Source organism: Planctomyces sp. SH-PL14 (genome assembly GCF_001610835.1).
Taxonomy (GTDB): domain Bacteria; phylum Planctomycetota; class Planctomycetia; order Planctomycetales; family Planctomycetaceae; genus Planctomyces_A.
Genome location: NZ_CP011270.1, coordinates 4,732,919 through 4,744,525, shown reverse-complemented (window position 1 = coordinate 4,744,525; position 11,607 = coordinate 4,732,919). Strand labels below are relative to the sequence as shown.

The following is an 11,607-nucleotide window of genomic DNA, read 5'->3' as shown; positions in this document are numbered from 1 at the left end:
CCAGGCTGCCGGGGCACGTTGGGTTTGAGGTAGCAGCGCCGTGCCGGCGAGGACGCGGTTCGAGCCGGCGCGCGATGCATCATCGAACCGCCGGACCTATGATGCCGGGGCGTTCGCTTCGTCCCGATGAGGTTCCGCCGACATGGGTCTCCGCGTTCCGCCTGCGCTTCGCTCTGCTCTCACGCTGCTGTCCCTGTCCGTGGCAGCCCTGCTCCGGTTCACTCCGGCCATCGCAGCGGAACCGACAGCGGTCCGGTTCGATCACCTGACGAGCGCCGATCCGTACTACCCCGACATCGCGTTCCCCAAGCTCACGACGCCCCAGTGGGTCGGGGACGAAGGAGTCGAGGCGGTGGTCGTCCTCGCGATCGACGACATGCGGGAGCACCCCAAGTACGAGACCTACCTGCGGCCGATCCTGAACCGGCTCAAGCAGATCGACGGCCGGGCGGGGGTCAGCATCATGACCTGCCGCATCGATCCCCAGGAGCCGCACCTCCAGACGTGGCTCAAGGAAGGAGTGAGCCTCGAAGTCCACACCTACGACCACCCCTGCCCGCTCCTGGCAAAGGGGAACTTTGCGGCGGCCAAAGGGACCGTAGACCGCGGCATCGATCTTCTCTCGGAGATCCCCGGCAGCCGGCCGGTCGCCTTCCGGACCCCCTGCTGCGATTCGCTCAACACCTTCAGCCCGAAGCTGATGGCCGAGATCCTCGGCCGGACGACCCCAGCCGGGAACTTCCTCCAGGCCGACAGCTCCGTGTTCGTGGTCTATACGGCCGACGATCCCGAGCTCGATCCCGCCTGGGTGACCGAAGGGAGCGGCGGCAGCGGGCGGTTCACGAAATACATCCCCCGCGACCGCGGATTCGTGAACTACATCGAGAACTATCCCTATCCCTACGTCATGGCGGGAGGCGTGTGGCAGTTCCCCTGCATCGCCCCCAGCGACTGGTCGGCCCAGCACCTCCACAAGCCGAACAACCCCGTGACGGTCGAGGACTGGAAACGGGCTCTCGACTGCACGGTCCGCAAGCAGGGGGTGTTCGACCTCGTGTTCCACCCGCACGGCTGGATCTCCAGCGAGCAGGTCGTGCAGTTCATCGACTACGCCGAGGCAACCTACGGAAAGCGGGTGAAGTTTCTCTCGTTCCGCGAGTGTGTCGACCGCCTCAACACGCACCTCCTCAAGGGCCAGCCGGTCCGCGAGCCGAAAGGGGGAGGCGACAACGGTGTGCGGCTCGCCGACCTCAACGGGGACGGGCATCTCGACGTCGCGGTCGGCAACGAGTCTCTCCAGGTGACCCGGCTCTGGAACCCCGGGACGAAGAGCTGGCAGGAGACTCCTCTCCCGGTCCGGATCGCCGGCGGGAAGGAAGCGGCCGCAAAGCTTGGAACGATCCATCCCGGCGTTCCCTACCTGCTCGCCATGACCGACGACGGAGCCCGCGCCTGGGAACTCCGGAACGGAGCTTGGGCGATCGCTGAGGGAGCGTTTCCCACCGAACTGACGGCGAAGACCCGAACCCTGTTCCACGACCTCGACGGCAACGGCGTCGACGAGCTGCTCCTCGATGGCGGGAAGACGATCTGCCGCTGGGACGAAGCCGCGGCAAGCTGGAAGGCGATGCCGTGGTCGATCCCCGCGGACGCCCGACTCAGCACCGAGGCGGGCCAAGACACCGGTGCCCGGCTGATCGACCTCGACGCCAACGGGTCGCTCGATCTGCTGGTAGCCAATGACACCGTGTCGCTCATCGCGCTCTTCGGCTCGATGGAAGCCGGCTGGAAAGTCCGCCCGACGCCGCAGGACGCCGATCGACCGGCCGTTCCGCCGATCGCCGTGAAGGGGCAGAACAACGGGTGGTTCACGCGCGGGCGGACCTGCTACTGGCAGAACGAGACCACCGATACAAAGACCGCCCTCGTCGAGACGCGGACCTTCAATGTGCTGCTGACCTTCGCCAACCTCAGCCAGACGACCCCCGAGCAGTCGCTGCCGCTGCTGCGGGTCGCTTCGGGATACCGAGTCGAGCTCGCGGCGGCGGAACCGCTCGTCGAGGACCCGGTCTCGTTCGCCTGGGGGACGGATGGCGCCCTGTGGGTCGTCGAGATGGGGGACTACCCGAACGGCCTCGACGGCCAGGGGAAGCCGGGGGGCTGCGTCCGACTGTTGATCGATCGCGACCGCGATGGCCGCTACGAGGAGGCGAGCCTCTTCCTCGAAAATCTCCCCTTCCCGACCGGTGTCCTGCCGTGGCGGAAGGGAGTGCTCGTCACCGCGGCGCCGGACCTGATCTACGCCGAGGACACCGATGGAGACGGGAAGGCGGACGTTCAAAAGACGCTCGTCACCGGGTTCACCCCCGGGAACCAGCAGCACCGGTTCAACGGACTCGTGTGGGGACTCGACAACTGGGTCCACTGCGCCAACGGCGACAGCGGCGGAACGATCCGCTCCGTCCTGACCGGGCAGGAGTTCGACCTGCGGGGCCGCGACTTCCGGTTCCGTCCCGACACCGGCGAGCTGGAGCTGACCTCGGGGCAGTCGCAGTTCAGCAAGTGCCGCGACGACTGGGACCACTGGTTCGGGGGAAACAACACGATCGCCGCGCGGCAGGTTGTGCTCCCCGATCACTACCTCCGCCGCAACCCGGCGGTCGCGGCGGGCTCGATCGTCCGGCAGCTCATCGAGCCCGCAGCCCGGGTCTATCCGACAAGCCGCACCATCGCCCGCTTCAACGACCTCCACACCGCCAACCGGTTCACCTCGGCCTGCGGCATCGGCATCGGCCGCGACCCCGCCCTCAGCCCGGAGGAGACATCGCTCTTCATCTGCGAGCCGGTCCATAACCTCGTCAGCCGCTGGCGGCTCACACCCGACTCCGAATCGCCGTTCCTCCTCGACGCCGGCCGCGGCCCCGGTGACGAGGCGTCCGAGTTCCTGTCGTCCGTCGACAACGCCTTCCGCCCGGTCATGGCCCGCACGGGACCGGACGGGGCGCTGTGGGTCGCCGACATGTATCGGGCGGTGATCGAGCATCCGGAGTGGATCCCCGCCGAGACGCAGAAGACGCTCGACCTGCGCGAAGGACACGACCGGGGCCGAATCTACCGCGTGACCCGCGTTGGCGCTCCCCCGTCCCGGCCGCTCGCGATCCGTGACCGTTCGGCGGCGGACCTCGTCGCCGCGCTCGACTCATCGAATGGAACCGTCCGCGATCTCGTTCATCAGGAACTGGTCTGGCGGGCCGACGCCTCTGCGGCAAAGGCTCTGGAGGCCCTGAGCCGGACGGCAGGCGACGCCGCCGTCCGTTGCCAGGCGCTGTGTGTTCTCGACGGCGTGAAGTCCCTCACTCCGGCGTGGCTTCTGGAACGACTCGCTGCCGAGACCGATCCGCAGGTCCTCTGTCATCTCGCGCGTCTCTCCGAGCCGCATCTCGCGACCGAGCCGAGACTGGGAGAAGCGATCGTCCGGCTGCTCAAGACGCCGGGCTGTGCGCTGCAAGGAGCGTTCTCGCTCGGCGAGTGGCACGATCTCCGCGCCGGTGACGCCCTCGGGGCCCTCGCCGCCGCGTCTGGTGGTCGGCCGGAGATTCTGTCGGCGGTCCTCAGCTCGGTCTCGCGCGACAATCTGGAACGGGTCGTGACGGCGTATCTCGGGGCTGTCTCAGCGGACCACGAGTCCGACGCGTTCCTGGGGGACCTGATCCGGATGGCGGGGGCCGCCGGCGATAGCTCCCTGCTCGGCCGTGTCCTGGGCAACGTTCTCTCGGCTCAGGAAGAGCACGATCCGGCGTCTACTTTCCGGCAGGCGGCGGTCGTCTTCGCGACGCTGGAGCGGGCGGCCAAGCTTGGCGAGGCAGTCCGCCGGGAGTCCCCTGAACTCGCTCGCCGCCTGGAGGACTTGAGCCGCCGGGCGACCGAGGCCGTTCGCGACGCCGCGGGCGACCTCGCCGCGCGGCAGGCCGCGATCGAAGTCCTCGGCCGAACCGCCGCGGCGCGGGAAGCCGATGTCGAGCTCTTCGAGTCGCTCCTCAGTCCCCGGACGGAACTGGAGATGCAGCGGTCTGCCGCCTCGGCCCTCGCCCGGACGGGGGACTCCGCGGTGCCGGTCCGGTTCCTGGCCGCCTGGAAGTCGGCCTCGCCCGATCTGCGGGCGCACCTTCTGAACCTGCTCCTCTCCCGACAGGAGTGGATCTCGCCGCTCCTGGGCGCCCTGGAGAGCGAGGCTGTCCGTCCCGTCGAAGTCGACGCGGCGGCGCGGCAGCGGCTTCTCTCGCTCAAGGACGACACCCTTCGGCGGCGGAGCGAGTCCCTCTTTGCCTCCCGGGCCTCCGCGGATCGGGGAAAGGTCATCGCCACTTACGCTGCGGCGGTAGAGACACCGGGAGAGGCTTCGCGGGGACGCGAGACGTTCGTCCGGGTCTGCGCCGCCTGCCACCGGTTGGGAGACATCGGCCGCGACCTCGGTCCGAGCCTCGCCTCGCTCTCGGGGAAGCGGCCGGAGTACCTCCTCGAAAACATCCTCGACCCCAATCGCGCGGTCGAAGCCCGATATCTCTCGTACATCGCCATCACCGACGCCGGGCTCACGCATACCGGCCTCCTGACTTCGGAATCGGCCACGTCGGTGACGCTCCAGGGATCGGACGGCAAGCCGGTCGCGATCCTCCGGACGGAGCTCGAATCGCTGACCTCCAGCGGCCGTTCGGTCATGCCGGAAGGGCTCGAAAAGGACGTCACGGTCGACCAGATGCGGGACCTGCTGGCGTTCCTCCGCTCGCAGCTTCCGGCCCAGGCTCCCAAGAGCTTCGCCGGCAACACGCCGGGGGTCGTCACGCCGGATGAGAAGGGAATCCTCCGCCTGACCGCGAAGTCCGCCGCCGTCTACGGGACGACGCTTGTCTTCGAGACGCCGTTCCAGAACCTCGGCTACTGGGGGAGCGGCGACGACATGGCGATCTGGACCGTCGATCTCCCGAGCTCCCGCGGGTACGAGGTCGTGCTGCGGTTCGCCTGCCCCGACAATGAGGCGGGCAAGGAGTTCCGGATCGAATGCGGCGGCGAGCGGATCATCGCCCGGACGACCGCGACCGGGGCCTGGGACCGTTATCAGCGGGCGCCCCTCGGGACGTTGCGGCTTCCGGCGGGCCGGTCCGAAGTGCGGATCATGGCGGACCAGCGATTCGACGGGCACCTGATGGACCTGGAGTCGCTGCAACTCACGCCGGTCCCGACCACCGCCAAGCCGTAGTCGCGTATCGGTCGCGGCTGCTCAGGCAAGCCGGAGGAGCTTTCGCGTCAGCCACTCAAGGCCGAAGAGCGTGACCAGCAGATACAGGACCCAGCTCCGGTCCCACAACTCCTTGATCCGCTGGTCGATGATGATCCGCTCCCCCTTGTTGGGGAACAGAGCAGGCGCGGCCTCGGCCGCCTCGGCAAGCGTCAGGTATTTGCCCCCGGTCCCGGCGACGAGCGATTCGAGCGTCGGGACGTCCTGGGTCAGCTTGGCGAATTCGAGCTGCGGCAGCCGGACCTGAAGCTCCGCCGTCACCGGCTCCTTCTCGTCCGGGACCGCCACCGCGATGCGGTACTTGCCGGGCAGCAGCACTCGAAAATCCCCGGCGAACTCCTGCGGCCGGTTGGGATCCTTCGTCAGCTGCGGCGGCGGAGTGAGGGGCCGGCCCTGCGGATCGAAAACGTCGAGGTTGATCGTCCCGACGTCGAGCGGCTGGAACTGCGGCGTGACGACGCGGGCCCGCACGGGGACGACCTGACCGAGATCGAACTCGCGGCCTTCGAGGATCAGCATCCCCCGCTGGACGCCCCGCTTGCTCCGCCCTTCGGCCGCCTTGCGGGTCAGCTTGATCCAGAACCGGTCGTAGAGTTCATCCCCATAGTTCCGCAGCCGCCAGAACTCCGCGCTCCCGATGTAGAGCGACTGCCCCTGGCTGTACCGCTGGGCCGCGATCAGGACCGGCTGGCCGTCCGCACCGCGGGACAGCGGATCGGAGAACTCGGCGTAGACCGTCGTCCCCCCTTTGCGGGCCTTGGTCGGGAAACACTTGTAGAACCCCGGGAACTGCTGCCAGAGTTTTCCCGCCGCGGCCGGGTCGTCGGACAGCCGGAGGAACTCGGCCGCCTGCCCTTCCTGCGTGAGGCCGACCTGCCACGCCTGCGAGGCCGCGTCCCCTTTGAGCGCGGGGCCGGGCTGATCGACGACGACCGGGCAGAGCCGCCGCATCGTGGCGACCGCCGGGGAGTCGGCCGAGAGCTGCTCCGTGTAGACGTCCCCCGCCACGAAGACGAGGCCCCCCCCTTCCTGGCCGACCCATTCCTCAATCAGCTTCTGCTGGTCGGGAGTCACGAGCTTCCAGTCCGGGTCGAAGGCGAGCATCACGTCGTAGGCGAAGAGCGCCTCGCGGGTCTCGGGGAACTTGAACAGGAGGTGGTCCGAGTCCTGGCTGATCCCGACCTCGCCCGTCTGGAGCCAGACGTCGACATCCATCGAGGGGTGGCGGTGCAGCAGGTTGCGGACGAAGCGGTAGTCCCGCATCGGGCCGCCGGCGACGATCAGAACCTTCATCGGCCGGTCGAAGATGTTGATCGTCCGGGTCTGGAGGTTGTCGTCCTCCCGGCTCTCGATGACCGTCCCCTGCGGCTTCACACGGACGGTGTATTCGTAGTTTCCCGCCCCCGGCGGGGCCCGGTCGAACTTCACTTCCACAGGCTCCCCGTCGCCGGCGAGCGTGATCGTCTTCGAGTCGACGACGCTCGCTTCGGAGTCCTCCGCCCCCTTCTGGACGAGCTCGAGCAGCGCGGACTGCCCCGACATCCCCTGGGCCTGGACGAACGCGGTGATCTCGAACGAGTCCCCCTTCTGGACGTCGGTGGGAGCGATGATCTTGGCGAGCTCGACGTTCATCGGCGGGACCGTAGCCCCGACGCCAACCGCCACAAGCCGCGCCCCGTTCTTCTTGGCCCGGTCGTTCGCCGTCCGGACATCGCGTCCGGCGTTCCCGGCGCCGTCGGTGACGACGAGTACCCCGGCGAGCGTGTTCCCTTTGAGTTCGGAGAGCGCTTTGTCGATCGCGTCGCCGAGGGCGGTCGAGGAGCCCTTGGGGGCCAGGACCGCCGCGTAGTCCGGCGCAGCGGCCGCTGCCGGAGCCGCGGCGCCGGCCGGTGAGACCGGCTTGCCCTCGGCTTCCGTTTCCGAGGGGAAGCGGTGGAGGCTCGGGGAGAGGTCGGAGTCGAAGCCGTAGAGATCGACGGTGTGCTGCTTCCGCAGGTCCGCGATCAGGGGCGAGTCGGCGAGGAGCTTGCGGACAGCCTCGGCCCGCGACACGGGGGGCGCCGGGGAGGCGCGGTCCGGAAGGGCGACCGGCTGCTGCATCGAGAGCGACGTGTCGACGAGGACCGCCACCTGCGACGGACGGAAGGCCTCGGTCTGCGTCCGGGTATGAGGATTGAGGGCGATGACCGTCAGCCCCGCCAGGACACCCAGCCGCAGGAGAATCAGCCACGCGGCCCAGCCGGGATGGAGCCGCCGCGTATCGCGGTAGCACATCCAGACCGTAAAGACCGCCGCCGCCAGGAGCCCCGCGAAGAGGAGCCACTCGCTCGCCGCATACGGCCAGTCGAACTCCCGCACGCTCGTCACCGAGGCGGCAGAGGAGGCGGCGGACGTTTGGGCAAGGAGCATGGAAGGCGGAGAAGGGGTCAGGGGGATCGGGGCTGGGACTCGATGTGCTGGCGGTCCGTCAAATCTCACGCATGGTAACTCAACCGGTACGCCAGGGCCTGTTCCGCCATGCCGATCAGGACGAGGAGCCACAGGAGCCAGCGGCGAATTTCGCTGCCGGGGGAGTCGCTGCGGATCCATTCGAACGAGCCGGCCGCCTGGATCGTCGCTTCGACGTCGCCGAGCTGCCGGCGGAGGATCTCTTCCGAGGCCAGTTCGAGCTGGCCTTCCTGTGGTGGGACGTTGTAGGCCGCCAGCCGCTCTTCGCCCGGCTGGCCCGATCCGGCGAGCCGCAGGGCATAGATTCCGGGCCGCTCCGTGTCGCGGAAGGTGACCGAGGCGGTGGGCGTCGAGGAGGTCGTCGCGCCGGCCCCCTCTTCGACCTGGGCCTTGATCTTGATCGCCTGATCGTCAGGCGTGAGGACTTCGACTTCCTCCTTGTATTGCCCGAGCGAGAAGGTCGCGGCGATCGGCTCGCCGACCGTCCGCCGCGGGAGGGTCAGGTCCTGCCGGGCGATGTACTTCGCCAGTTCGAGCTGGAGGACGGAGAAGCTGACCGCCCCTTCGCCGCTGGCCCAGTTGTTCCACATCATCCCCTGCGGATCGCGGAGCGGTCCGGCGGTCGTCAGGCAGGTCACGATCCGGCCCTCGCCGAAGGCATGCTCCATGATGAGGGGAGGCCCCCCCTGGAGCGTGGCGATCGGCTTGACGTGGTTCCACAGGTCGGCCGGAACGTCCTCGGCCGGCGGATAGAAGAGGTTCACCCGGACGACGTCGATGAACGGGTTATCCTGGCCCGAGAGAACATTTGTAATCGGATGCCGCGAGACCGTGATGTCCGGCCGGACGACGCTCGCGTCCCGAACCATCCGGGCGGGGGAGTTCGCGATCGGCACCGGAAACAGCCCCGCCCCGCCGGCATAGAGGGTCTTGTTGTAGAAGTCCGGCTGAACGAGATCCCCCAGGAACCACGCCAGCCCGCCGCCGCCGCGGACGTAGTCTTCGAGGGCGGCCAGGGCGTCCGGCTGGAGCGAGGGGACGTTGACGAGGTACAGGAAGTGGTACTTGTCGAGCGACAGCTTCCGCAGACCGTCCGGCCCGTCGATCGTCGGGGCGTAGCCGGTCACCGCCCGGTTCGCCGCGATTGCGTCAGCCAGATACAGCCCCTGCTCCGCCCCCGGCGTGCCGTCGATGATCAGGACCGGGTTCTCGTCCGGGACCCGGACCGCCAGGTAGCGGATGTTGTCCTGCTCCAGCGGATCGGCCTCGAGGGTCAGCTGCAGGCGATGCGTCCCGGCGGTATTGAAGATCGTTTCGAAGGGCAGGTCGACCGTCTCGCCCGCCGCGATCTTGGGAATCACCTTCGTCGCCGGGAGCCGGTTGCCGTCGACCAGGATCCCGACCGCCACGTCGCTCGCTTCCCGCGTCCCGAAGTTCGAGACCTTCGCTCCGAATGTCACCGGGACCTTGGCCGCCGCGACTTCGACGAAACCGGCCAGATCCGAGACTGCGAGGTTCTCGTTCGACTCGCCGACGACCCGCACGAGGTTGAGCGAGACGTCCGCCCCTCCCAGGTCCTTGAGCTCGGTGCTGAGGGCCTTGTCCTCCGCCCAGTCGTGCCGGCGGAAGTCGGAGAGGATGTGGAGGTGTTTCGTGGTCGCCCGGTCCTCGCCGAGCCGCTGGCGGGCGGCGGTCAGGGCGGGCGTGAGGGGGAAAGCCCCGAAGGTGCAGTCAATGTTCTCCAGCTTGCCCGCGGCGTCCTTCACGAAGGCGTCGTCGATGTCCCGTTCGCTGAGGCCGCTGATCGTCTCCGCCGGGCGGGAGAGACGGATGAGCGTGAACCGCTGCGTCCCCGGACGCTGGGCCCCTTCGGCCAGCAGCTTGCGGATGACGCCTTTCGCCTCATCGAACGCCGTCGACTCGCCGACGCGGTCCCGCATCGAGCCGCTGTCGTCGAGAATCACGACGTGGTGGGCCTGCGCCCCCTGGAAGAGCGAGAGCTGCGAGGGATCGACGATCAGCCGGGCGATCAGGGCCCCGATGAGCAGCACGAGCAGGATGCGGCTGGCCAGGAGCAGAAGCTGCTCCAGGAACACCCGCCGCCGGTTCCGCTTCTCGCTCGTCAGCAGGAACTCCATCGCGGCGAAGCGGACCGTCTTGTACCGCAGCCGGTTGATGAGATGAATCACGATCGGCACCGAGACCAGCAGGAGGGCCGGCAGGGCGATGGCGGGATTCAGGAAGTAGGGGGCGAGCCAGGTCACGGGGTGGGGAAGGACTAGGGTCGGGTGACGAGAGACTAGGGAAATACCGGGAGGGCGAGGCTCCTGCCGAGTCGCGATTCACGAGGGGCCTTCATCGCAGGAGAAACTCCGTTTTCATTCATCGTCGTCTCCCGGGAGGGTCAAAAGGGGGCGGCCTCGGGCGTCCTGGAACTCCTCACCGGTGAAGACGATGGCTTTCATCGCATGGGCGAGGTTGCCGATGACGTCGAGTCCCCCGCGAACGACTTTGAGCCGCGGCGTGCCGACGACCGCCACCAGGCATTCCGCCTTCTGGATCTGTTCGATCACCTTCTTCTGCACCTTGGGATCCTTCCCGCGGACGATCTTGGCGACCGCCGTCATCGCGGTCCTGAGCCGGGCCAGCGGGCTCTTCTCGCCGGCGTCGCGGAGGGCCGAGAGCTCGATCGATCCCTTACCGGACCGCAGCGCAAGCTGTTCCCACGCCTCCCCCGCCTCCCGCAGGCTCACCTCCGCGTCGACCGGCTGCTCTTCCAGAATCTTCCGGACGGCCGCGAGCGAAACCGCCCGGCCGATCAAGGTGAGATTCTCAGAGGGAAGTTCGTCGTCAGACATCGAGAGAGGACGGTGTTAGGTGTCAGGTCTTGGGGATGGACAGGTTCGGATGCGGTGCAGGTCTCGGCGGCTTCGCCGACCCGGTATCTCTCCTCACTTCCTCTGCATCCCCACCCGCGCATTGATGTAGTGCCGCAGCATCGCGTCCAGGTGCTCGCTGGTGCGGATGGTCTGGTAGTCGATCATGTTCGCCGCGCAGGTTCGGCGGACTTCGTCGAGGAAGGCGTTCATCGCCTGCAGGTAGCCTTCGCGGAGCGAGCGCGGGTCGCAGACCAGCTCCCCGGACTGTTCCATCCCCTCGAACTTCGTCGTCCCGGCGTAGTTGAAGTCGAGCTCTGCGTCGTCGAGGACGTGGAACACGAGGACATCGTGGCCCCGCTTGCGGAGCATCCGCAGGCCGCGGAACAGACCTTCCCGCGGCGCGAGCAGGTCGGAGATCAGCACGACCATTCCCCGCTGCGACTTCTCGTTGGCGACCTGCTTGAGGATCCCTTCCAAGTCCGTCTTCCGCGACGGCTTCTCGTTCACGAGGACCTGCAGGATCGAACCGAGGTGCGTCGTCCGGCTTCGCGAGGGGGCCTGGACGCGGACCTTCTCGTCGAAGGCCAGCAGGCTCACGGCATCCTGCTGGCGCAGGAGCAGGTACGCGACCGCAGCGGAGATCGAGCAGGCGTAGTCGTACTTCGTGGTCTTGCCGGAGCCGAAGTGCATCGACTCGCTCGTATCGACCACGAGCGTGGTCCGGAGGTTCGTCTCCTCCTCGTAGAGCTTGACGTAGTACTTGTCGGTCTTGGACCAGACCTTCCAGTCGATACGGCGGACGTCGTCCCCCGGCACATACTCGCGGTGCTGGACGAACTCGATCGACTGTCCGAAGTACGGCGAGCGGTGTTGTCCCGAGAGGAACCCTTCCACGACCTGCCGGGCCGCGATCTCCAGGCGATGGATCCGGGCAAGGGCCTCGGGCGGCAGGATGTGGGCGTAGTCTGGGGTCATAAGACGGGG

At 68.0% G+C, this 11,607-nt stretch carries 5 protein-coding genes; 1 reads left to right on the top strand and 4 read right to left on the bottom strand.

All coding sequences use genetic code 11. The features are described from left to right. The first annotated feature begins 142 nt into the window (after positions 1-142). On the top strand, positions 143-5,257 hold the full coding sequence (locus tag VT03_RS18180; RefSeq protein WP_075094292.1) for a PVC-type heme-binding CxxCH protein: 5,115 nt from the start codon (positions 143-145) through the stop codon (positions 5,255-5,257). A gap of 21 nt (positions 5,258-5,278) precedes the next feature. On the opposite strand, the gene VT03_RS18175 is transcribed toward VT03_RS18180, so the two are convergent. From VT03_RS18175 to VT03_RS18160, 4 genes are all read right to left on the bottom strand, one after another. Continuing rightward, positions 5,279-7,705 (bottom strand): VWA domain-containing protein, encoded by a 2,427-nt coding sequence (locus tag VT03_RS18175; RefSeq protein ID WP_075094291.1) that lies wholly within the window; start codon positions 7,703-7,705, stop codon positions 5,279-5,281. A 65-nt stretch (positions 7,706-7,770) separates the two neighbouring features. Continuing rightward, on the bottom strand, positions 7,771-10,008 hold the full coding sequence (locus VT03_RS18170; RefSeq protein ID WP_075094290.1) for a BatA domain-containing protein: 2,238 nt from the start codon (positions 10,006-10,008) through the stop codon (positions 7,771-7,773). Between the two features lie 114 nt (positions 10,009-10,122). Beyond that, positions 10,123-10,602, bottom strand: coding sequence for a hypothetical protein (locus tag VT03_RS18165; RefSeq protein WP_075094289.1), 480 nt, complete (start codon positions 10,600-10,602; stop codon positions 10,123-10,125). A 93-nt stretch (positions 10,603-10,695) separates the two neighbouring features. Continuing rightward, entirely contained in the window at positions 10,696-11,598 is a 903-nt protein-coding gene (locus VT03_RS18160; RefSeq protein WP_197488991.1) for a DUF58 domain-containing protein, read from the bottom strand. Positions 11,599-11,607: the final 9 nt, after the last annotated feature.

Coding starts and splice junctions, on each gene's coding strand:
- VT03_RS18180 (WP_075094292.1), top strand. CDS start 143: ATGGGTCTCCGCGTTCCGCCTGCGCTTCGCTCTGCTCTCACGCTGCTG.
- VT03_RS18175 (WP_075094291.1), bottom strand. CDS start 7,705: ATGCTCCTTGCCCAAACGTCCGCCGCCTCCTCTGCCGCCTCGGTGACG.
- VT03_RS18165 (WP_075094289.1), bottom strand. CDS start 10,602: ATGTCTGACGACGAACTTCCCTCTGAGAATCTCACCTTGATCGGCCGG.
- VT03_RS18160 (WP_197488991.1), bottom strand. CDS start 11,598: ATGACCCCAGACTACGCCCACATCCTGCCGCCCGAGGCCCTTGCCCGG.